Origin of the sequence: Ferrovibrio sp. MS7 (assembly GCF_038404985.1) — a bacterium.
Taxonomy (GTDB): domain Bacteria; phylum Pseudomonadota; class Alphaproteobacteria; order Ferrovibrionales; family Ferrovibrionaceae; genus Ferrovibrio; species Ferrovibrio plantarum.
Genome location: NZ_JBBKBA010000004.1, coordinates 41,307 through 63,444 on the forward strand (window position 1 = coordinate 41,307; position 22,138 = coordinate 63,444).

At 64.6% G+C, this 22,138-nt stretch carries 20 protein-coding genes; 11 read left to right on the plus strand and 9 right to left on the minus strand.

Translation table 11 applies throughout. From position 1 onward, the window contains the following. Nucleotides 1-60: 60 nt before the first annotated feature. The 4 genes from V6B08_RS20790 (at nucleotide 61) to V6B08_RS20805 (ending at nucleotide 5,648) form a co-directional block, all read left to right on the plus strand. Entirely contained in the window at nucleotides 61-3,102 is a 3,042-nt protein-coding gene (locus V6B08_RS20790) for a bifunctional [glutamine synthetase] adenylyltransferase/[glutamine synthetase]-adenylyl-L-tyrosine phosphorylase (protein ID WP_341984582.1), read from the plus strand. Then, nucleotides 3,083-3,562, plus strand: coding sequence for a thioredoxin-dependent thiol peroxidase (gene bcp, locus V6B08_RS20795; protein ID WP_341984584.1), 480 nt, complete (start codon nucleotides 3,083-3,085; stop codon nucleotides 3,560-3,562). The genes V6B08_RS20790 and bcp overlap by 20 nt, the downstream gene beginning before the upstream one ends. Before the next feature lie 303 nt (nucleotides 3,563-3,865). Next, nucleotides 3,866-5,194, plus strand: coding sequence for a M23 family metallopeptidase (locus tag V6B08_RS20800; RefSeq protein ID WP_341984586.1), 1,329 nt, complete (start codon nucleotides 3,866-3,868; stop codon nucleotides 5,192-5,194). Further along, entirely contained in the window at nucleotides 5,151-5,648 is a 498-nt protein-coding gene (locus tag V6B08_RS20805) for a bactofilin family protein (protein WP_341984589.1), read from the plus strand. Before V6B08_RS20800 ends, V6B08_RS20805 begins: the two co-directional genes overlap by 44 nt. Nucleotides 5,649-5,750: 102 nt before the next feature. Here V6B08_RS20805 and V6B08_RS20810 read toward each other — a convergent pair whose 3' ends face one another. The 5 genes from V6B08_RS20810 to V6B08_RS20830 all read right to left on the minus strand — a co-directional run bounded on the left by V6B08_RS20810 (nucleotide 5,751) and on the right by V6B08_RS20830 (nucleotide 11,377). Next, entirely contained in the window at nucleotides 5,751-6,434 is a 684-nt protein-coding gene (locus tag V6B08_RS20810; protein WP_341984591.1) for an esterase/lipase family protein, read from the minus strand. Further along, nucleotides 6,431-7,849, minus strand: a complete 1,419-nt coding sequence (locus tag V6B08_RS20815; RefSeq protein ID WP_341984594.1) for a 1-acyl-sn-glycerol-3-phosphate acyltransferase — start codon at nucleotides 7,847-7,849, stop codon at nucleotides 6,431-6,433. The genes V6B08_RS20810 and V6B08_RS20815 overlap by 4 nt, the downstream gene beginning before the upstream one ends. A gap of 54 nt (nucleotides 7,850-7,903) precedes the next feature. Continuing rightward, nucleotides 7,904-9,014 (minus strand): peptide chain release factor 2 gene (gene prfB / locus V6B08_RS20820; RefSeq protein WP_341984596.1). Its coding sequence is split into 2 segments (ribosomal slippage): nucleotides 7,904-8,944 and nucleotides 8,946-9,014, totalling 1,110 coding nucleotides; the frame shifts between segments, so codons are not numbered across the junction. A gap of 96 nt (nucleotides 9,015-9,110) precedes the next feature. Next, the gene (locus tag V6B08_RS20825; protein WP_341984598.1) at nucleotides 9,111-9,869 is read right to left on the minus strand and encodes a DsbA family protein; all 759 of its coding nucleotides are present in this window, start codon (nucleotides 9,867-9,869) and stop codon (nucleotides 9,111-9,113) included. A gap of 101 nt (nucleotides 9,870-9,970) precedes the next feature. Further along, nucleotides 9,971-11,377 carry a M48 family metalloprotease gene (locus V6B08_RS20830; protein WP_341984600.1) on the minus strand — a complete coding sequence of 469 codons (1,407 nt, stop codon included), beginning with the start codon at nucleotides 11,375-11,377 and terminating at the stop codon, nucleotides 9,971-9,973. Here V6B08_RS20830 and V6B08_RS20835 point away from each other — a divergent pair. Then, nucleotides 11,376-12,932: a gamma-glutamyltransferase gene (locus V6B08_RS20835; protein WP_341984603.1), complete on the plus strand. Its 1,557-nt coding sequence runs from the start codon at nucleotides 11,376-11,378 to the stop codon at nucleotides 12,930-12,932. The two genes, V6B08_RS20830 and V6B08_RS20835, sit on opposite strands and share 2 nt — an antisense overlap. A 14-nt stretch (nucleotides 12,933-12,946) precedes the next feature. After that, a complete protein-coding gene (locus V6B08_RS20840; RefSeq protein WP_341984605.1) occupies nucleotides 12,947-14,119 on the plus strand; it encodes a pyridoxal phosphate-dependent aminotransferase in 1,173 nt (390 codons plus the stop codon). 111 nt (nucleotides 14,120-14,230) lie between these two features. Here V6B08_RS20840 and V6B08_RS20845 read toward each other — a convergent pair whose 3' ends face one another. The 4 genes from V6B08_RS20845 to V6B08_RS20860 are packed head-to-tail and all read right to left on the minus strand — an operon-like array spanning nucleotide 14,231 to nucleotide 18,073. Further along, the gene (locus V6B08_RS20845; RefSeq protein WP_341984607.1) at nucleotides 14,231-14,623 is read right to left on the minus strand and encodes a GFA family protein; all 393 of its coding nucleotides are present in this window, start codon (nucleotides 14,621-14,623) and stop codon (nucleotides 14,231-14,233) included. 4 nt (nucleotides 14,624-14,627) lie between these two features. Further along, nucleotides 14,628-16,028 (minus strand): ribosome biogenesis GTPase Der, encoded by a 1,401-nt coding sequence (gene der / locus V6B08_RS20850; protein WP_341984609.1) that lies wholly within the window; start codon nucleotides 16,026-16,028, stop codon nucleotides 14,628-14,630. 7 nt (nucleotides 16,029-16,035) lie between these two features. Continuing rightward, nucleotides 16,036-17,397 carry an outer membrane protein assembly factor BamB family protein gene (locus tag V6B08_RS20855; protein WP_341984611.1) on the minus strand — a complete coding sequence of 454 codons (1,362 nt, stop codon included), beginning with the start codon at nucleotides 17,395-17,397 and terminating at the stop codon, nucleotides 16,036-16,038. 13 nt (nucleotides 17,398-17,410) lie between these two features. Further along, nucleotides 17,411-18,073, minus strand: a complete 663-nt coding sequence (locus tag V6B08_RS20860; protein ID WP_341984614.1) for a tetratricopeptide repeat protein — start codon at nucleotides 18,071-18,073, stop codon at nucleotides 17,411-17,413. A 265-nt stretch (nucleotides 18,074-18,338) separates the two neighbouring features. Between V6B08_RS20860 and V6B08_RS20865 the strand changes: the two genes are divergently transcribed. The 5 genes from V6B08_RS20865 (at nucleotide 18,339) to V6B08_RS20885 (ending at nucleotide 22,090) form a co-directional block, all read left to right on the plus strand. Continuing rightward, nucleotides 18,339-19,025, plus strand: coding sequence for a hypothetical protein (locus V6B08_RS20865; protein ID WP_341984616.1), 687 nt, complete (start codon nucleotides 18,339-18,341; stop codon nucleotides 19,023-19,025). A gap of 30 nt (nucleotides 19,026-19,055) precedes the next feature. Next, nucleotides 19,056-19,223 (plus strand): hypothetical protein, encoded by a 168-nt coding sequence (locus V6B08_RS20870; protein WP_341984618.1) that lies wholly within the window; start codon nucleotides 19,056-19,058, stop codon nucleotides 19,221-19,223. A gap of 141 nt (nucleotides 19,224-19,364) precedes the next feature. Further along, a complete protein-coding gene (locus tag V6B08_RS20875) occupies nucleotides 19,365-20,222 on the plus strand; it encodes a dienelactone hydrolase family protein (protein WP_341984621.1) in 858 nt (285 codons plus the stop codon). Between the two features lie 106 nt (nucleotides 20,223-20,328). After that, nucleotides 20,329-20,694, plus strand: a complete 366-nt coding sequence (locus tag V6B08_RS20880) for an SET domain-containing protein (RefSeq protein ID WP_341984623.1) — start codon at nucleotides 20,329-20,331, stop codon at nucleotides 20,692-20,694. A 595-nt stretch (nucleotides 20,695-21,289) separates the two neighbouring features. After that, nucleotides 21,290-22,090: a phytanoyl-CoA dioxygenase family protein gene (locus tag V6B08_RS20885; protein WP_341984625.1), complete on the plus strand. Its 801-nt coding sequence runs from the start codon at nucleotides 21,290-21,292 to the stop codon at nucleotides 22,088-22,090. Nucleotides 22,091-22,138 lie beyond the last annotated feature (48 nt).

Genomic DNA, 22,138 nt, shown 5'->3' on the forward strand with positions numbered 1-22,138 from the left:
GAATGCTTGACCGGTAGGTGAGTTTAGCCGAACTTGGCCCCGGATTTCGAGGGAAACGCCATGGCAAAACTGCCATCTTTGGAATGGTCACGCCTGCCGCCGGCCCGGGATGGGGAAGCCGTGGCGCGTGGCCTGGATGCCTGGCAGTCGATGCTGGCCGATCTTGCCGCCGAAGACCGTGCCTGCGCTAAGCTGGCCAAGGCCCTGGGAACCGAATCCGCCAAGGCCCCGGCCCGCCGCCTGCTCGACTGCCTGTGGAGCCACAGTCCGTATTTGAGCGACCTGGCCCGCCATGAACCGCAGGCAGTACTGGCCCTGCTGCGCCAGGGGCCGGATGCCGCGCTCGGCGAAACCCTCGATATTCTGCACAAGGCCGCCGCCACTGCCGAGGATGCAGAGGCGCTGATGCTGCCGCTGCGCCGCGCCAAGCGCCAGGTGGCGCTGATCATTGCGGTAGCGGATATCGCACAACTCTGGCCGCTGGAAACCGTGACCGGGAACCTGAGCGACTTCGCCGCCCTGGCGATCGACCTGGCCATCGGCGCGGTGTTGCGCGATGCCGCCGCACGCGGCGACGTCGAATTGCCCAACCCCAAGACACCATGCCTGGGTTCCGGCTTCGTGGCACTCGGGATGGGCAAGCTCGGCGCGCGGGAACTCAACTATTCCAGCGATATCGACCTGATCATGCTGTTCGATCAGGAAGTGGTGCGCTATCGCGGTCGCAAGACAGCGCTGGAATGCTATGTGCGGTTGACACAGCAGATGGTGCGTCTGCTGCATGAGCAGACCGCCGATGGCTATGTGTTCCGCACCGACCTGCGGCTCAGGCCCGATCCAGGCTCGACGCCGGTGGCGCTCTCCATGGCGGCAGCCGAAGCCTATTACGAAAGCTTTGGGCAGAACTGGGAACGCGCCGCGATGATCAAGGCGCGGCCAGTCGGCGGCGACATCGAGGCTGGGCGTGGCTTCCTCAAGCGTCTGACGCCCTATGTCTGGCGCAAGAACCTGGATTTCGCCGCCATCGAGGACATCCATTCGATCAAGCGCCAGATCCATGCCCATAAGGGCCATGGCGAGATCGCCATCGAGGGCCACAATCTGAAACTCGGGCGCGGCGGCATCCGCGAGATCGAGTTCTTCGCCCAGACGCAGCAGCTCATCGCCGGCGGCCGCGACAGCCGGCTGCGCGCCATCGGCACGGTGGAAGCGATCAATGCCCTGGTTGCCACCGAGCGGCTCGATCCCGGCACGGCCGAGGAACTGATCGCCGACTACGGCTATCTGCGCAAGGTTGAACACCGGCTGCAGATGGTGAACGACGAACAGACCCATACCCTGCCCGATGATGCGGAAGGTATCGCGAAGCTGGCGGACTTCCTCGGCGAAACCAGTGCCACTGCCTTCCGCGCCAAGCTGCTGGCCCTGCTTGCCCGAGTGAAGACGCATTACGACGAGCTATTCGCCGAAGCGCCGAGCTTAGGCAGCAACCAGGGCAGCCTGGTTTTCACCGGCACCGACGACGATCCGGAAACACTGGCCACCCTGCAGGGCCTCGGCTTCAGCCAGCCGCCGGAAATCGCCGCCATGGTGCGCGGCTGGCATTTCGGCCGCTATCGCGCCATGCGTTCGGAACGAGCGCGCGAGAAACTCACCGCCATCATGCCGCAATTGCTGGAAGCCTTCAGCCGCACCGGCAGCCCCGACGAGGCAATCCGCCGCTTCGATCATTTCCTCGGGCAATTGCCAGCCGGCGTGCAGTTGTTCAGCCTGCTGCAAAGCAATCCGGCGGTACTCGACGTGCTGGCCGAACTGCTCGCCGCAGCCCCGCATCTCGCTGAAAGCCTGGCGCAGAACACGGCTTTGTTCGACAGCCTGCTGGAATATGCCGAGACGCCGCCGGATTTCACACCGGAGCGGCTCGCCGTCTCGCTGTCGCGCCAACTCGGTTCGGCACGCGACTTCCAGGATGTGCTGGACTGGACCCGGCGCTGGACCGGCGAGTTGCGGCTGCAAGTTGGCATCGGCCTGTTGCGCGGCCAGTTGGATGGCACTTCCGCCGGCCGGGCGCTGAGTGCCGTGGCCGATACCGTGCTGGACGAATTGCTGCGTCATGTGCAGGCGGAATTCGCCCAGCATCATGGCGTGGTGCCCGGTGCCCAGGTGGCGCTGATCGGCTTTGGCCGGCTCGGCAGCCGCGAACTGACGCTGGAATCCGATCTCGACCTGCTGCTGCTCTATGATCATCCGGCCAAGGCGCAGCAATCGGATGGCAAGCGGCCGCTTACGCCGGGACTCTATTTCGCCCGTCTCTGCCCGCGCTTCATTAATGCCATCACCGCGATGACCGGCGAAGGCCGGTTGTTCGAAGTCGATATGCGCTTGCGGCCCTCGGGCAATGCCGGGCCGATAGCCACCGCCCTCAAGGCCTTCAAGGACTACCAGGAAAAGGAAGCCTGGACCTGGGAGCATATGGCACTCACCCGAGCGCGCGTCATTTCCTCTCCGCCGGCACTGGCGAAGAAATTCGATACCGTACGCCGGGCCGTGCTTGCCAAGAAACGCGACCCCAAGAAACTGCTGGCCAATGTGGCGCATATGCGCGACCGGCTGGCGCGAGCCAAGCCGGCGCGCGATGCCTGGGCGCTGAAGCAGGCGCGCGGCGGTTTGGTGGATATCGAATTCATCACCCAGTATCTGCAACTGCGCCATGGCGCCACGGCCGCCGCGATTCTCGATCCCACGCCGCTGCAGGCTTTGCAGGCGCTGCGCGACACGGGCTGCATCGAATTGCAAGCTGTGGACATGCTGATCGGGGCAGCCAAGTTTCAGGGCCACTTGCTGGCGCTGACGCGGCTGGCGGGACCGGCGGCGAAACGGCCAGAGCAATGGCCCCCTGCGCTGGCCAAACGGCTACCCGCCTTGCTCGGCGAGCCGGACCTGACGCGCCTGACGCAACGGCTCGAGGCGACGCAGGCAGCGGTGTTCAAGCTCTATCAGGCTCTGGTGGAGGCGCCAGCCGCACCCTATCTTGCGCTCGCCGACTCCCTTCGCGGCGATGCCACTACAGGAGCAGACCCAGATGAGCAGCAAGAGCGTTAATCTCAAGCCCGGCGACAAAGCCCCGGCCTTCACCCTGCCCGGCGATAACGGCAGCAAGCTGTCGCTCAGCCAGTTCAAGGGCAAGCCGGTAGTGCTGTATTTCTATCCCAAGGACGATACGACCGGCTGCACCAAGGAAGCGCTCGACTTCACTGCCGCGCAGGCGAAGTTCGACAAGCTCGGCGCCGTTGTGATCGGCTGCTCGCGCGACAGCGTTGCAGCACACGATAAGTTCAAGACCAAGCACAAGCTGTCAGTGAAGCTGGCATCCGATGAAGAAGGCACGGTGACCGAAGCCTATGGCGTGTGGGTGGAGAAGAGCATGTATGGCCGTAAATACATGGGGATCGAGCGCGCGACCTTCCTCATCGATGGCAGCGGCAAGATTCGCCAAATCTGGCACAAGGTGAAAGTGCCAGGTCATATCGCGGAGGTTTTAGCCGCCGTGCAGGCTCTTTGAGAATCAATCGGTTGCGGGTGTTATCCACACCCTGTGCATAATACGCGCGACAAATTCGCCCCACTGTTTGTCGCGCGTTTCTTTCAATTTGCAACAGATACTGGCTTGCATTAACCAAGCCAAATACGTCCTAATTACGCTGGTTTAGAGCAATCGGCGATAGATGCGAACGGGGGGCCGGTGAGCAGACGCGCATTGAGGCAATGGCGGGAGTGGCGCGACCGCAATTTTCCGGAGCGGCAAATTATTTTCCGCAGTCGCGGCGACGTTCGCTATGTCGCTCTGTCCGGACGCACCCAGCTCATGCTCGGCATCGGCGTACTCGCCTTCGCCGGTTGGATTGGTTATGCCTCGGTGAACGCGATCTACCGCGACACCCTGCTCGAGAGCCGCGACCGTCGCATCGCCGAACTCACCATCGCTTATGAACGCCTGGCCCAGGATTTCGAGCGCAACCAGGAAAACTTCCTGATCGCCTCGCGTGATCTGGAAGACCGCTATCGCCGCCTGCATGATATGGCCACCAAGGCCCAGGCCGATGCCCCTGCCACCAATACCGCCGATGCCAAGGGCGCGCCCCGCCCTGCCGACAAGCCGGCTGCTGATAAGCCTGGCAATGCCTTGGCCAGTGCCGCGCTGCCAAAGGCGGCGGAAACGAAGGCCGAAGCAAAAGCCGAAGCCAAGCCAGCCGAAAAGCCTGCGGACAAGGCCGTTGAACTGGTGAAGGCGCAACCGGTGAAGCCTGAAGCGGCGGACACCGCTGATGCGTCGCCGCGCAATATCGAAGACCTGGAAGCGATGCTGCGCAGCAGCCGGCAGAAGGGCGCCGGACAGCCGGCACCGAAGGCCGGCGAGATCGAGAGCCGCATCCTGGCCCTGCGGGGTCGCCAGCGCGACGTGCTGGATGACCTCAATCAGCGCACGGACAAAAATGTTGCCACGCTGGAAAAGACCCTGCGCGGCACCGGCCTGGATATCGAAGCCCTGCTCAAGCGCCATGCCGCCGCCCGCGCCGAAGTGGGCATCGGTGGCCCGCTGCGCACCGTGGCCGATGCCACACCGGGCACGGCTCCGGCAGCCGACGCCGCCGCGGCCTCGCTGGCGCTGGCCGACCCGATCGACCGCGACGTGGCCAAGCTGGAAGGCAAGCTCGGCCGCTGGGGCGAACTGGTCGCCCTGGCCCAGCGCCTGCCGCTGGCTTTGCCGGTAAACCCAGATGAAACGGAAATGTCGAGCGGCTTTGGCCGCCGCATGGACCCCTTCACCAAGCAATGGGCCTTCCATGCCGGGCTCGACCTGATCGGCCCGCGCAACGCCCCGGTGCTGAGCACCGCCGCCGGCGTGGTGGTGTTTGCCGGCCGCAAGGGCCCCTATGGCCGCGCGGTGGAAATTGACCATGGTCTTGGCATCAAGACGCGCTATGCTCACCTCAACACGATTGGCGTGCAGGTGGGTGACGTGGTTACCTACAGCAAGCGTATCGGCACCATGGGCTCCACGGGCCGTTCCACCGGGCAACATCTGCATTACGAAATTCTGCTCGACGACGAACCTGTCGATCCGGGCAAATTCATCGAGGCGGGCTATCATGTTTTCAAGCAGCAAGAAGACACAAACGCCGGGCGCCAGTAAGGCCCCACCGTCGCTCCTCAGCGTCGGCCTCACGGTCAATGGCGACCTCGCCTCTGAAGGCGAAGTGCAGATCGACTGCGTGGTGAATGGTGATGTCACTGCCGAGCGCCTTGCCATCGGCGAGAATGCCCGCGTGGTCGGCGAAGTGGTGGCCGATCATGTGCTGATCCGCGGCGAGGTGATCGGCCGCATCCGCGCCAAGTCGGTGGAACTGGACAAGACCGCTCGGGTGCGCGGCGATATCTGGCACGAGCTGCTCTCGATCGCCGCCGGCGCCAAGATCGAAGGCCTGTGCAAATTCGCCGAGAACCCGCGCGAAGCAGCAGCGAAGTTCAGCGTGGTGACGCAGATCACCCACAACCCGGATCCGCAGCCGGCACCGGGAAAGGCTGACAAGGCCGAAAAGATCGAGAAGGCCGACAAGCAGGCGGAAGCCCTGCGCGCCAGCTCGTAAGCTCCAGGCTAGCCCCCCGCACCGGTCATGCCCGCGAAAGCGGGCATCCCATTTTGCGGCATGAAATGGGACTCTCGCTTACGCGAGAGTGACATTCGAAAATTACTCTCCGAACCGGCCTGCTTCGAGGAAGCGCCGCACCGCGGCGATCACACGTTCATCATCGCAGATGAAGGTATGCGCCACATCGACGCTGAGGAAATCCGTCATGCCCGGCAGCATGGCGGAATCGAGTTCCACTGTGCCGTCATGGGCAACCTCTCCGGCCAGCAGGGTGTTAAGCCAGCTAGCCGGATTGAGTGGATGAAAGCCGCGTGTGCCGGCGATCACACCGATGTCGGCCTCCGGCATGCCGATGCTGCCGAGCCAGGCGGCATCGCGCCCCAGTTCCAGCGCCGGACGCCCGAACAGGCGCGGCAGATCGGCCAGCAACCGCGTGGCGGTGAGCCGCGTGATGATGCCGGCACCGCGATTGGGCGAAGCAACCAGCACCAGCCGGCCCAGAGCGAAGCCGGGTCGCCAGCCAGCCAGGCCGGCACGAATGATCAGGCCGCCAAGCGAATGGCCGACGAAATGCGTCAGCTTCGGCTGCTTGGCCAGTTCATCGCAGAGTGCGCGAAACAAAACCACCAGCTCGGCGATGCTGTACCGCCGGCTCGGGTAATCCCAGTTGATCACCTCATAGCCGGCCTCGCGCAGAGCAGCCTCCAGCCGGGCCAGCGAACGCCGGGTGCGCGACAGGCCATGCAGCAGCACCACGCGCTGCGCTTCAGAACCGGCAATCATGGCAGCAGATGAGCAATCGAATAGGCGTAATAGCCGAGAATCGGCCGGTCGGCGGCGTTGAGGCGGTAGAGCCCGGTGTCATCGCGCAGGATGATGCGCCGCAGGCTCAGCATGCGCAAGCCGGTCTCGATGGCATAGTCGAGGTCTCCGCGCGGCACATAGATGCGGGCGCCGTTGCCTTCCAGGCGCTGGATCAGTTCCAGGCAGCGCGCCTTGATCTCGACACTGGAAAGTGCCTCGCCCTCGCTCAGCCCGAGCAGCACCTGCGATACCAGCGCGGTCGGCAGCACCGGCACTACGGCGCCGACACGCTGCATCAATTCCGTACCCAGCGCTGCGACATGGCTGGAGCGCGCGTCCTTCTCCACCAGACGCAGATCACCGGCACCGCGTTCCTGCAGCCAGTGGCGCAGCGATAGCGGCGTGCCGAAATTGACGCAGGCATAGCCGAAACGATACCAGCTGCCAGAAATCGCCCGCAGCAGGTTGCGGCCGACGAAGCGCAGCACAGTGCCAACAGCGGCACTGGCACTGACTCGCTTGGCGTCGGGGTCGAGCTTGCGCAGCAGGCTGCGGTCTTCCAGCACGCGGTCGTAGTTGATGCCAACTGGCACAAACACCACGTCGCGGCCCTCCACCGGATCAAAGGCGCGGGCCAGATAATCCAGCAAGCCGAGCTTGGGCGGGCGCATGCGGCCATCGAGGGTCAGGCCGCCTTCCGGGAAAATTGCCTGGGGCACACCACCGGCCGTAGCGGTCTGCACATAGCGCTCCAGCACCTTGCGATACAGCGGATCGTTGGAATTGCGGCGGATGAAATAGGCCCCCATGGCGCGGATAAGCTGCTGCAAAGGCCAGACCCGCGCCCATTCGCCCACGGCATAGCTCAACGCTGCCTGGTCGGCGGCGAGATAGGCCACCAGCACGTAATCCATGTTGGAGCGGTGATTCATCACGAACACCACGGTGGCATCGCGCGGCACCGCATCCAGCCCGGCGCTGTCGGTGAAGCCGACGCGGACACGGTAGAGGGTGCGGGCCAGGCGGCGCGCCAGCCAGTAGCCGATGCGGAAGTAGAAATAGGCATTGAAGGCCGGCACGATCTCGCGGGCGTATTTCTCCACCTGCGCCATCGCCACCTCGCGCGGCATCTCGCGCTCGCGCGCATGCGCCTCGGCGGCGGCCACCACCTGCGGATCGTAGAGCAGCCGGTCAATCAGGGATTGCCGGCGGGTCAGGGTGATCGGGCGGAGCTTGAGTTGCAGCCGCTGGTTCAGGTCGTCGATCACCCGGTTGAGACGGCGGCGCAGGAACCAGCGCACACCCGGCACCAGCAGGCGGTCGGCCAGGCCGATGGCGGCCAGGATCGCCGCCAGCACCGCGAACCATAGCGGTATCTCGATGGTCTGATGCACGCCCTCGCCTCCCCGGCCTTGGAGCAAGACTGCTCTGGCGGGGCCGCGCGGCTTCTAGTCGGCCTTGGCCCCGACCTTGGATGCTAGCTGGGCAGCCATGAACCTGTCCAGGTCGCCGTCCAGCACGCCCTGGCTGTCGGACGTCTCCACGTTGGTACGCAGGTCCTTCACCATCTGGTAGGGGTGCAGCACATAGGAGCGGATCTGGTGGCCCCAGCCAATATCGGTCTGGCTGTCGATCACGGTCTGCTTCTCGGCCTCGCGCTTCTGCAACTCGCGCTCATAGAGCCGGGCCTTCAGCATCTTCATCGCCTCATCGCGGTTGCGATGCTGGCTCTTGTTGGTCTGGCAGGCGACCACGATGCCGGACGGCATATGGGTGATACGCACGGCAGAGTCAGTCTTGTTGACGTGCTGGCCACCGGCGCCCGAGGCGCGGTAGGTATCCACCCGCAGGTCCTTTTCCTGCACATCGACTTCGATACTGTCGTCGATCACCGGATAGGCGCCGACCGACGAGAAGCTGGTATGGCGCCGGGCATTGGAATCGAACGGCGAGATACGCACCAGGCGATGCACGCCGGTCTCGTTCTTCAGCCAGCCATAGGCATTCGGACCGCTGACCTTGATGGTGGCGGACTTGATGCCGGCTTCTTCGCCTTCGCTCTCTTCCTGGAATTCCACCTTGTAGCCATGCTGCTCGGCCCAGCGCACATACATGCGCAGCAGCATCGAGGCCCAATCCTGGCTTTCGGTGCCGCCGGCACCGGCATGGACTTCAAGGAAAGCATCGTTGGCATCGGCCTCGCCCGAGAGCAGGCTCTCAAGCCGTGCCTTCTCGACCTCGGCGCCGAGCGCGCCGATGGCCGCCTCGGCCTCGGCAACCACAGCCGCGTCGCCCTCGGCTTCGCCGAGGTCTATCAGGTCGATATTATCCTGTAGCGCCTGCTCCAGCTTGCGCTGGGTGCCGATCTGGCGGTCCAGGCGGTTGCGCTCGCGCATCACCACCTGGGCTTCGGCGGGGTTGTTCCAAAGGCTGGAATCCTCAGCCTTGGCGTTCAGTTCTTCGAGCCGTTTAACCGAGTTATCCCAGTCAAAGAGACCTCCTCAGCAGTTCCAGCGACTGCTTGATCTCATCGGCTACGGCCTTGATTTCGGCACGCATGGCGGTAATCCACGACAAATAGTTAATTTCGCGGGCGGACCATAAGGGCAGCCGGCGGCGCTGTCAATTTTCCCCAAGGGGCCACCGGATGGCGGCTTAGCCGCCGCGCTGCCGCTTCACCAGTTGCCGCATCGCCTCCAGCGGGATGGCACCAGGCACGATCTCGTCACCGATCACGAAACCCGGGGTGCCCTGGATGCCAAGTTTGGTCGCCAGCGCCAGGTTGCGCTCGATCACCTCGGTCACGCGCGGCGCAGCCATATCGGCCTTGAGCTTGGCGACATCCAGGCCACTCGCCTTGGCGATACGCAACACCTCGGCCTCGGGCAACTGGCCGCGATGCTCCATCATCGCGTTGTGGAAAGCGAAATACTTGCCCGGCTGCTGCTGTGCCGCAATGGCGGCGCGCGCGGCGACGACGCTATCCGGACCCAGCACCGGCAATTCCTTGAGCACCACGCGCAGGCGGCTGTCTTCCTTCAGCAATGCCAGCACCGAGGGCTGCACCTGCTTGCAATAGCCGCAGCGGTAATCGAAGAACTCCACCAGCGTCACGTCGCCCTTGGGATTGCCGGCGACATGGGACACGCCGTCGTCGAAGATTTCCTTGCGGTTCTCCGTCAGCGCCGCCTTGATCGTCGCTTCCTGCTGCTTCAACTCCTGCCAGGCCTCGTTGATCAGCTCAGGATGCCGCACCAGCACTTCCAGCAGGCGCGGGCTTTCCAGCAGGCTTTCCTTCACCGCGTCGCGCAGCTCCTGCGGCACCGGCTCGGCCTTTTGCTGTGCGGCTACCGGCCCGGCGACGAAACCGGCCAGCAGCAGGAGGGCAATCAGCAGGCGACGCAACAGCGGCATGGTATTTCCTTAAACACAGTGAAAATGGTTGCGGACTATGGCCGCAGGCAGCAGCCGGAGACAAGCCACGAAACGGTGAGCCCCGGCTCTGGGCAGATAGTTCAGCGGTTGCGCGCCTCGCGGCGGCGTTCCTTGGCGGCGGCGATCACATCCTGCGCCCGCAGCCAACCCGGCGTGCCCTCTTTCAGCAGCCGCTGGGCACGCTCGGCCTGCCCTTGAGCATCGCGCAGCGCGCCCTCGACCAGGTAGCGCTCGGCACTGGCCAGCGAGGCCATGCCGATATCGCCGCTTCGGCCATAGGCAATGGCAAGCTGCTGCCAGGCGGCAGAGCTTTCCGGTTCGCGCTGCACCACATCCTTGAGGATGGTGACAGCCTCCGGCAGCAGGCTGTTATCTTCCAGCGCCACCAGCACGCGGGCATAGCCATAGGCCAGCAGCGGCTCGCGCGGCCCCAGTTCATGGGCGCGGCGATGCGGCTGCAAAGCGTCGCGCACATTGCCCATGTCGATCAGGATGTCGCCCTTGAGTTCGTGATAGTAGGGATCATTCGGAAACTCGGCGATCAGGCTGTTCACCTCGGCCTGGGCGCGGGTGAAATCCAGGGTGCGGAAATAGGCGAAGGCGCGGGCATAGCGCGCATAGGGGCTGGTATCGCTTTCCGGGTATTTGCGCAGCGTGGCGCCAAGGCCATCGAGATAGCCCATCAGCTTGGCCTGCATGCGTTTGAAGCGTTCGACATTCTCCGGGTTGTCCGGCACCTTGGCATAGCGCGACTGCTCGGCGCGGGCCGTCAATGCCGCCACGCGGTCGGCGGAAAGCGGGTGAGTGCGCACATAGGGGTCCTGGCGTTCCGCCTGCAATGCTTCCTGGTTGGCGAGGACCTTCATGAACTCCACCAGGCCCATGATGCTCTGCTGCGTCGCATCGAGGAAATTGGCGCCGGCCTGGTCGGCCGCCGCCTCCTGCCCGCGCGTAAACGACAGGAAGTTGCGCTCGGCGATCTGCTGTCCGGCCAGCATGCCGGCCACGGCGGCATCCGAACTGCCGGAAACAACACCCGCCGCAACGCCCAGCAGCATTGAGGCGATCATCAGCGCCGAGGCATTGCTGAGCGAGTCCTCCATCCGCGACAGGTGACCGCCGGAGATATGGCCAATTTCATGGGCCAGCACGCCGATCACCTGGGCCGGGCGCTCGGCCCGCTGCAGCAGGCCGGTATGGACGAAAATGCGCTGGCCGCCGGCCACGAAAGCGTTAAGCGAGCGGTCGTTAACCAGATGCACCTGGACCGAGTCGGCGGTCAATCCGGCCGCCGCCAACAGTGGCAAGGCATAGGCTCGGATGGTATTTTCGATCTCGGCATCGCGCACCAGCGACACGCCGCGCCGCTGCGCCAAAGCCTCGCCGGAAATGACCGCCGCGAGGGTGGGCAGGAGGGCGGCAATGGCGAAGACAAGGGCGCAACCGACCGCCAAGGGTCGGCGCAGAGAGGACCAGCGTAAAGCCATGATGAATTCGAGTCCGAACCGGCTGGTGGTTTCGTGCCAGCCCCAGAAAGGTAGGCAGCGGGCCGGCCTGCGTCAATGCACCGCCCCCTCCCTCGCCCTGGTACTAGCCCTGCTGGTGCTGGCGGGTTGCGGCAAGAAAGCTGCCGAAGCCAATGATCCAACGCCCGAAGCGGCAAAAGGTTTCACCGGTGTTGTTACCAGCGATGAACCCCGCGCCACGCTGGTCGCCCGTAATATTCTTGCAGCAGGCGGCAGTGCCGCCGATGCCGTGGCCGCCGGTACGCTGGCCATGGCCGTCACCTATCCCACCGCCGTATCGCTCGGCGCTGGCGGCCTCTGCGTGGCGGTGGACCCGGCGCGCAAGCGGGCGGATACCATCGAGTTCCTGCCGCGTCTGCCGGCCGGCGGCGGCGCTGTGCCGATCCCCGGCCTGCTGCGCGGCCTGGCCATGCTGCAGGGCGTCTATGGAACCCTGCGCTGGGAAGCCGTGGTCTCGCCCGCCGAGGCCCTGGCGCGGTTCGGCGAACGGACCAGCCGCGCCTTCGTGCAGTCGGTGCAGGAAGCCAATCCGCCGGCGCTCGGCGATCCCGCCCTGGCCCGGCTGCTGGCCGGCCCCGGCGGCAGGCCGCGCGCCGAGGGCGATCTGCTGGTGCAGAACGAACTCGCCTTCGTGCTTGGCCGCGTCCGCAGCGCCGGCCCGACCGATTTCTACCAGGGCCAGGTGGCCCGTCAGATCGTGGCCGATTCCGCCCGCATCGGCGGTGCGATCAAGGAAGATGACCTGCGCGGTTTCGCCGCCCAGGTGACCAAGCCGATAGAACTGCCGTTCCAGTATGCGATGACGGTCTATGCCTCGCCGAATGCACGCGGCGGCGCCACCGCCGCCTGGCTGGTGGAACAGGGCTTCAGCCCGGCAAGTGCTTTCAGCATCCAGAGCGTCGGCAGCGCCAAGCCGCGTGAATTCGCTACATCCATCGGCCAGGCCTATCGCGGCCTGGAAGGCAACGCGCCGCTATTCGAGCATGGCTCGGCCAGCATCTCCGCCATCGACAAGGATGGCCGCGCGGTTTCCTGCGCCATCGGCCTTGGCCGTGCCTTCGGCAGTCGCAAGATCGGCAGTGAAACCGGCATCCTGTTTGCCGCCACCCCTGGTATTGCAGGCGATGAAACGCCCTTCCTCGCCGCCATGGTCGCCGCCAACTACACCGCGAAGCAGAGCTTCGCCGCTGGCGCGGTGAGCGGCGGCGCCCCCGGCCCTGCCGCCCTGGCGCAAGTGATGATCGAGGCCTTTACAGGCAAGCAGCGGATCAATCAGGTGATCGCCAGGCCGCGCCTGTTCCAGCCCGGTCCGCAAGCGCCGGTGATGCATGAAGCCGGTGTCGATGCCGCCATGCTTGGTGCCATCACCCAGCGCGGCGTGCCAGCGGTGGAAGTGCGCCGTTTGGGCCGCGTTACCATGGCGGTGTGCAGCAATGGCGTGCCGCGCAGCCCCGAGACGTGCCGTGGCGGGGCCGATCCGCGCGGCTTCGGCCTCAGTGCCGGCGATGAATTCTGATTTGGAGTGACGCGATGTCCAGCGTTCTGAAGCCGCTTGCCGGCCCCCTGCCCTCGCGGCGCGGCGCCATCGATCCATTCTTCGTCATGGAAGTGATGAAGGCCGCCGCCGCGCGCGAAGCCGCCGGCGGCGATGTGATTCACATGGAAGTGGGCCAGCCTTCCACGCCAGCGCCGCGCGCCGCAATTGAAGCGGCGACGAAAGCCGCGCAGACCAACCCGCTGGGCTACACGCTGGCACTCGGCGTTCCCGAACTGCGCGAGGCGATCTCCGGCCATTACCGCCAGTATTATGGCCTCGACGTGCCGGCCGAGCGCATCGTCGTCACTACCGGTTCATCCGCCGGCTTCCAGCTTGCCTTCCTCGCCGCCTTCGATGCCGGCGACGAAGTGGCGCTCGGCGAACCGGCCTATCCGGCCTACCGCAACATCCTCAAGGCGGTCGATCTGGTGCCGCAGATGATCGTGACGGAAGCCGAAACCCGCTTCCAGCCGACGCCGGAAACCATCCAGGCGGCGGCGCCCAACGCCAAGGGCGTGCTGGTGGCGAGCCCGGCCAATCCGAGCGGCTGCATGCTCGACCATGCCTCGCTTGCCGCCCTGGTGCGCGATTGCGCCGCCAGGCAGCGCTGGCTGATCGTCGATGAAATCTATCACGGCATCACCTATGGCGGCCGCGCGGAATCCGTGCTGGCACTCACCGACCAGGCCATCGTGATCAACAGCTTCTCGAAATACTTCTCGATGACCGGCTGGCGGCTCGGCTGGATGGTGCTGCCGCCGCAACTGATCCGCGCCGTGGAATGCCTGTCGCAGAATTTCTATATCTCCGCCCCGGGCATCAGCCAGGTCGCCGGCATCGCCGCGCTCTCGGCCTATGACGAGCTGGAGCAGAATGTGGCGCGCTACACTAGGAACCGCGAAATCCTGCTGAACGAATTGCCCAAGGCCGGCTTCGACAAGCTCGCGCCTGCCGATGGCGCCTTCTACATCTACGCCGACATTTCGCGCTTCACCAACGATGCGCAGGATTTCTGCACCCGCCTGCTGCTGGATACCGGCATTGCCGCCACGCCCGGTTTCGACTTCGATCGTGGCCGTGGGCATTACTTCATGCGTTTCTCGTTTGCCGGCGCCACCGACCGCATGATCGAGGCGGCAAAGCGGCTGCACGCCTGGAAGAAGTAAAAAAACCTCCCCCCTGTCGTCATGCCCGGGCTTGACCCGGGCATCCCATTTCATATGCCAAAGATGCGCGGATCAAGTCCGCGCATGACGACATTAGTTTTGGTGCACTCTTTACTCCCGCGGCCCCGGCCATTCCGGGCGCGGCGCCGGGTCCTCCACGGTCATGTTGGCGCCTGCGGTGGCGCGTACCGGCACTTTGCTGTGGTCGAAATCATCCAGGCACTGGATGTTGACGCCGTAATGATCCGGCGCGGCGCGCTTGCGGTGGAAGGTATAGATGCCGCAACGCGAGCAGAAGTAATGCTTGGCCCGGCGCGTGTTCCATTGATACAGCGTCAGCGCCTCTTCCCCCGCCGTGATGGTCAAGGCGCTTTCATGCACCTTGGTCATCAGCGCATTCTTTTTGACGCAAAGCGAGCAGTCGCAGGTGGTCAGCTCGGTGATTTCCGCGTCGATGCGGAAGGTCACGGTGCCGCAATGGCAGGAACCGCGATAGCTGCCCAAGGCCCTAGTCCTTCTTGGTGTCGAAAGGATTCTTGCTCTTGCGCAGGATGACGCGGATCGGGATGCCAGCGAGATCGAAGGCATCGCGGTAACCGTTGATCAGGTAACGCTGGTAAGTCTCGGGGATGGTTTCGGCGCGGCCGGCGAACAGCGACAGCGTCGGCGGCCGGGTCTTCACCTGGGTGCCGTAGCGGATGCGCACGCTCCGGCCATTAGCCAGCGGCGGTGCGTTCTTGGACAGCATGTGTTCGAGCCAGCGATTGAAAGCCGCCGTGCCGATGCGGGTGTTCCAGCGCTCATACTGCTTCATCACCGCCGGCAGCAGGCGGTCGAGATGGCGGCCGGTGAGCGCCGAGAGCGTTACCACCGGGATGCCGCGCGCCTGCGGCAGCGAGGTCTGCAGCCGGTCCTCGATCTCGCGCAAAGCCTTGGCGCGGTCTTCCACCAGATCCCACTTGTTCACGGCGATGACCAGGGCGCGGCCCTCGCTCAGCACATGGTCGGCAATGGTCAGGTCCTGGCGGTCAAAACCAAGATGGCCGTCCAGCATCAACACCACCACCTGGGCCATGCGGATGGAATAGAGCGAGTCGGCGACGGAAAGCTTTTCCAGCTTTTCCTCCACCCGCGCCTTGCGCCGCATGCCGGCGGTATCCACCAGGCGGATGCGGCGGCCCTGGTATTCCCAGGCAATAGTAATGCTGTCGCGTGTCAGGCCCGGCTCCGGGCCCGTCAGCATGCGGTCGGTGCCCAGCAGCGCATTGATCAGGGTCGACTTGCCGGCATTGGGCCGACCAACCACGGCGAGCTGGATCGGGCGCGTCGGGTCGTCCGGCGTCTCGACATCCACATCGACATCGACCGGCAGCAATTCACCATCATCGGGCACGGCTTCGATATCCGCCGCCGGGATGGCGATATGCGGCGCGAGGGCATCGAACAGTTCCGACAGGCCCTCACCATGTTCAGCGGAGAAAGGCAGCGGCTCGCCCAACCCCAGGCCATGCGCCTCGGCCAGACCCGACACGCCGCCACGCCCTTCGCACTTATTGGCCAGCAGCACCACCGGCTTGCGCTGGCGCCGCAGCCACTTGGCGAAATGGGAGTCGAGCGGCGTCACGCCGGCGCGGGCATCCACCACGAACAGCACCACGTCGGATTCGGCCACGGCCTGCTCGGTCTGGCGCCGCATGCGGCCGGCCATGGTTTCGTCTTCCGCATCCTCGAGGCCGGCGGTGTCGATGATGGTGAATTCGAGATCGCCCAGCCGGCCCTGGCCTTCGCGGCGGTCACGCGTCACGCCCGGCGTATCATCGACCAGCGCCAGGCGCTTGCCGATCAGCCGGTTGAACAGCGTCGACTTGCCGACATTGGGCCGGCCGACGATGGCGACTTTGCGCTGCATTGGAATCCTAACGATAGGCTGACAGGCGGGCATTTTCGGTCAGGATATAGACCGTCTGCCCTGCCACGACCGGCGACACCGCCGCCGGGCCGGAAAGTTTGATTGCGCCAACCAGATCGCCGGTATAGGGCGAGATCGCATAGGCGCGCTCATCACTGGAGGCGACGATCAGGCGGTCGCCGGCCAATACCGGACCATACCAGTTGATCACGCCCTTGCGTATCGGCGCCGTTGGATCCTTGTAGCGCTGCAACTGGCGAATCCATTTCACCTTGCCGTCGCGCCGGCTGAGACAGAGGATTTCTGCATCCACCGTCACCAGGAAAATGAACTCACCGGCGACCCAGGGGGTCTGCACGCTGCCAACCGCCCGTTCCCAGACGCGCTCGCCGGTGCGGATATCAATCGCGACGAAGCGGCCCGACTGGCTGACGGCATAGACGCGGCCACGGTCGATCACCGGCAGCGCGTTGATGTCGTTCAAGGCACCGATGGCGCTGACGCGGCCGGCGGTGCGCACCAACTGCTCCGACCAGCCGACAGTGCCGGTCTCGGCACGCAGGGACACCACTTCACCGGACGAGAATGGCGCCACCACGGTGCTGCCCTCGGCTGCCGGCGCGGCAGCACCAAGCAGACCAGCGGCTTCAACGATGCCGGAATAAGTCCAGAGCTGGCGACCGGTTTCGGCTTCGAGCGCGAAAAGCTGGTTATCCTGGGTAATGAGATAGACGCGGCCGCCCTCGGTGGCCGGCGCACCGCGCACCGGCAGCTTCAAAGCGACATGCCAATAGAGCAGGCCGGTATTGGGCTGCAAAGCCACCACGTCGCCGTAGGCAGTGGCAACGAACAGCTTGCCTTCGGCATAGGCCATGCCGCCGCCAAGCGCGCCTTCCGTCTCGCCCTTCGGTGTCAGGTCGACCCGCCACAGCCGGCGGCCGGTATTGGCATCGAAAGCGGTGATCTTGGAAGCAGCATCCTTGGTGAAGATGCGGCCATCGGCCACCACCGGCTGGCCGAGAATCTTGGTCTCGTCGTCCCCCGCCGTGCCGATATCGGCACTCCAGATTTCGCGCAGCGTGTCACCGAGCGCCAGATGCTGCATGGCATGACTGGGATAGCCGCCCGGCTGCGGCCAATCGGCATTGGCCCAGGGCTTGGGCAGCTGCACCGGCGTCTGTGCCAGTTGCGGATCGGGATCAAGTTGGGAGTCGAAAGCCAGCACCGAGATACGCTCGCCCGGCACTTTCGGCTTGTCCTTGACCGTGAAGAAATCGCCCACGGTATCGCACCCGGCCAGTGCCAGCGGCAGCAGGAGCAACAGGGCGAAGCGGCTAAGGCGGGTCGGCGTCATCACGGTGGGCATCATCCAGTATGCATCATCACGGATTGAGCGGACCGCCCAGGGCGGCGAGCAATTCGCTGGCGCGGCCACGTGCACCCGGCGAAGCGTTCGGGTCGTCGGCGAGTTCGGTGAGCAGCTTGCGCGCCTGATTGCGGTCGCCGGCCTTGAGTTCGGTCAGCGCCAGCAATTCACGCACATTCGAGGCCCAGGGGCTGGTGGCGGGAATGCTGCCGAGGCGGCGGCGCAGTTCCTCCACGCTCAAGGCATCGAAGCCGTTCAGCGCCGCGTAATAGCGCGCCAGATCACGGAAATCGTTGGCATGGGCCGAATTGCCGGCGATGGCATCATAGGCGGCAATGGCGCCAGTGATATCCTTGGCACGGACCAACTGGCCGGCCTGCTGGAAGGCGGCAAGCAGGGCATAGCCATCAGCGCCCGAGGCGGCAATGCCGGCGAAGGCCTGGGCGGCCTCGACATGCTTGCCTTCCTGGCCGAGCGACTGGGCGGTGACAAAGGCGCGGGCGGCGGCCTCGGCCTTCTCGGACCGGTAATGCTGCCAGACCTGGTAGCCGGCGACGCTGGCCAGCAGGATGACCACGGCGGCGATCATCGGCACCCGATACCGCTGCCAGGCCTGCATCATCCGGTCGCGGCGGTATTCCTCGTCCACTTCCTGGATAAAGGTGTCTTTCTCGGCCAACGCCCAAGCTCCTCAAAACCAAAACCCGCGGCGCAAATCGCCGTTTTCAGCGGTTGCCACGCGCAGCGCGGGCAAGCGGCGCGTACCATAGCCGCAACGCGGTCCCTTGGCAAAGCCCGGCGGGGAACCGGATTCCTTGGTAACGCTTTGATAATACATGGACTCTTGGCAAAGAAAAAAAACCTGTCTATGCTCGCGTCGGTTTTGGCGCCATCACCACGGTAGACCAGGACTTTGCATTTGTCCTTTCGGGGGAGCAGACGGCATGCGGGCAGTGATCGCCAAGACGCTTCAGAGCGCCTTCCTGGCTGGTGCCGTTTTCACCCTATCCGGCGTAATCCTGACCGCCGCACCAGCCCTGGCGCAGAAGGGCCCCCGGCACCCCACCGCCCCGATTCCCTTCGAGCAGGAACGCGCCCGCGAACGCGGCGACCGCGCCATGCTGCTGCTGAACGAAGATGCTTCGCGCATTCCGGGCCACCGCATCGTGGAACTGCCAATCATCAATGGCAAGATGGGCGAGCATGCCAAGCTGGACGACAACGTGGAGATCTTCTTCCCGTTCGGCCGCATCCTCACCGCCACCACCGAAATCCACAAATACCGCCCGACAGGTGTGAAGACTGAGGGCATGGGGCCGGAATTCCTGCCCGACCCGCGCTATAACCGCGTGAAGAATTTCGACCGCGCACTGGGCGTTGTCTGCGCCAGCGAGCGCGTTGACGGTGGCCCGTACAAGGTGGAATTGCGCCGCGGCAGCGACCAGAGCCTGTCGCTGGTGCGCAGCATTCCGGCCGAGAACAAGCCGGCAAATGACGAGGATGCCGTGTCCTATCGCGTCGTCAGCTCGATGGACATCCGCCACCTGAGCCGCCAGGAACCCGAGGCCGACCGCCTCTACCGCCGTTGCCTGCAGGGCAACGACGCCCAGCGTATCAGCCAGAAAGACTAAGCCCCTCGCTTCCGGGGCGGAGACCAGCGTATGTCCTGGCAATCCTGGGCCCAGTTGCTGGGCCTACTGATGGCTGCCCTGCTGATCCTGCCCGCCGCCCTGCGGCTGCCATGGAAAAGCCGCCGCATCCTGGTCTATATCGCCGGCTGGCTGGCCATATTCGCCATCGTCGGGCTGATCATCCAATTGCTTCAATAACCGTCTCCAGTAACGTTCTGGGGAGCAATCCATCGCGCGATTGACGCTCGGGTGGGCGCTGGAGCTAAATACCGCCCGGCGCGCAGGCGGACAGAGAATCCACACAACGCCGCGCAAGCCCACACAGAGAGGAACACATCCATGAATGAAATGCTGAGCCTGGCGCCAAAGGTGGACTTCTCCCGGCGCGGCTTTGTCGCCACCGGCCTGATTTCCGGCTTCTCGCTTGCCGCCGCACCGGTGGTGGCGCAGAGCATCATCACCACCGACACCAACGGCCTCACCGCCGGCGAAGTGAAGGTGCCGGTACCGGGCGGCCAGATGGCGGCCTACCGCGCCATGCCGGCCAAGGACGGCCCCTTCCCCACCGTGCTGGTGATCCAGGAAATCTTCGGCGTGCATGAGCATATCAAGGATGTGTGCCGTCGCCTCGCCAAACTCGGCTATCTCGCCATCGCGCCGGACCTCTATGCCCGCCAGGCCGATATGAGCAAGGTGACCGAGATGCAGGCCGCCGTTGCCGTGGCCGGCCAGGTGCCGGATGCGCAGGTGATGGCCGATCTCGACGCCATGGCTGCCTGGGCCAAGAAGAATGGCGGCGACCAGGCCAAGCTCGGCATCACCGGCTTCTGCTGGGGCGGTCGTATCACCTGGCTCTATGCCGCGCATAACCCGAACCTCACCGTTGGCGTCGCCTGGTATGGCCGCGTCGTCGGCCAGCCGAACGAGCGCCAGCCGCGCAATCCGGTGGACCTCGCCGCCGCGATCAAGGCGCCGGTGCTGGGCCTCTATGGCGGCGCCGACCAGGGTATCCCGAACGACACGGTCGAGCAGATGCGCGCCGCGTTGCGCACCGCCGGCAAGACCTTCGACTTCATGATCTATCCGGACACGCCGCATGCCTTCCATGCCGATTACCGCGCCACCTACCGGAAGGCGCAGGCGGAAGATGGATGGGCCAAGATGCATGCATGGTTCGTGCGCCACGGCCTTGGCTGAGTTGCAGCGATAAAGCATGAGCGAACGGCGGTCCGGGCAATCCGGGCCGCCGTTTTCTTTTGCCCTCATGCTAAGCTTGAACCTCATTAGCACCGGGGCCGATTCCATGCTGCTTGTTGCCACCTACACTGCCGCCAGCCCGATCGAAGGCGTCGGCCTGTTCGCCGCCGAGGCGATTCCAGCCGGTACGCTGATCTGGCGTTTCGAGCCGGCTTTCGACCGCGTCATAGCGGAAGACGTGGTCGCGCAATTGCCGCCACCGGCGCGCGCTTTCGTTGAACGCTATGGCTACATCACGCCGCAGATTCCAGGCGGCTGGGTGGTCAGCCTGGATAACACGCGCTTCATCAATCACGCCGCCGATCCCAACACCGACAACACCACGCCACAGACTTTTGCCCGCCGCGCCATTGCCAAGGGCGAGGAGATCACCTGCGACTACGGTGAATTCTGCGAATACACGCTCGATTGAGTGCTGCCCCGCCACGCGGCACGAAGATGGCCGCGTCTTGATCTGAGTCAATGCCGCCGGATCTGCAGCGGCCTAACCTGCATCCATCAACAGTCAGTACCCAGGATGCAGATCATGACCACGTTCGAGACATTTTATCTTTGTGGTGTTGTTGCGGCTTTCACGCTGTTCGCAGCTACCCTGGCTTTCGCCAGCATCACTTCCGGCTCTCGCCACTGATCTGGTCCGATTGAATTTCAGACTACGATGGCTTGGCCTCCGCCATGCTGTCGAAGGCGAGCGGCGTCGGCAGTCTCACCCCCTGCCGCGCCGCGAGCGCTTTTTCCGCCGGGCATCGGCGGTGCCGCCCGAATGATCCTCACCCAGAGCGCATAATTCCTGGGCAGAGTGGCGCAGATTCCACCGCCGCCCCCGAGACTTAGGCCAAATTTCCCGGTTCAGCGCAGATCATAGCTTGGCACGCTTTGTGCTACCCGCTATCCTACACATACCTGTATAGACCAATTTTGATGGCTGGCAGATAGGTGGGGGACCGATGAGTGGCGTGAGCGCATTGCCGACCAATGACAAAAGCCCCGGGGGTGAACAATCTCCTGTGAGCGAGCAGGATATCGCCAACTTCCAGAAGGATGGCGTCATCGTCGTACGCGGTGCCTTCCGTGACTGGATCGCGCCGCTGCAGGCCGGCACCGCCGCATTGATGGCCAATCCGAGCCCGCTGGAGCGCACCGTGAAGCCGGAAGACGGTTCGGCGCCGTTCTTCCAGGATCTCTGCAACTGGCAGCGCATTCCGCAATTCCAGGATTTCGTGCTGCATTCCGGCGCCGCCAAGCTGGCCGCCGCTCTGATGCGTTCGAACACCGCGCGCTTCTTCCACGATCATGTGCTGGTGAAACAGCCGGGCGGCAGCACGGTGACGCCCTGGCACCAGGACCAGCCATATTACTGCGTCGAAGGCAAGCAGAGCGTCAGCTTCTGGATCCCGCTCGACCCGGTGCCGCGCGATGTGGTGATGGAATGCGTGCGCGGCTCGCATCTGTGGGGCAAGGATTTCCGCCCGATGCGCTTCAACGGCACGCGGCTCTATGAGAATGACAATTTCGAGGTAATGCCGGATATCGAGGCGATGCGCGGCGAACTCGACATCGCCGGCTGGGACATGCAGCCCGGCGATGCCATCGCTTTCAATTTCCGCACCGTGCATGGCGCACCGGCCAACAACTCGCCCCGCATGCGCCGCGTCTTCTCCGCCCGCTGGGTCGGCGACGATGCCGTCTATGCCGAGCGTGCCGGCAAGGGCTCGCCGCCCTTCACCGGCCTCACCATGGCCGATGGCGATGCCTTCGACGCACCGATCTTTCCGGTCGTCTACGACTCCACTGCTTCAGTACGTTAAGTCCGCCCTGCCCCGGTCAATCGACCGGGGCGTTTTTGTTTCCACCTA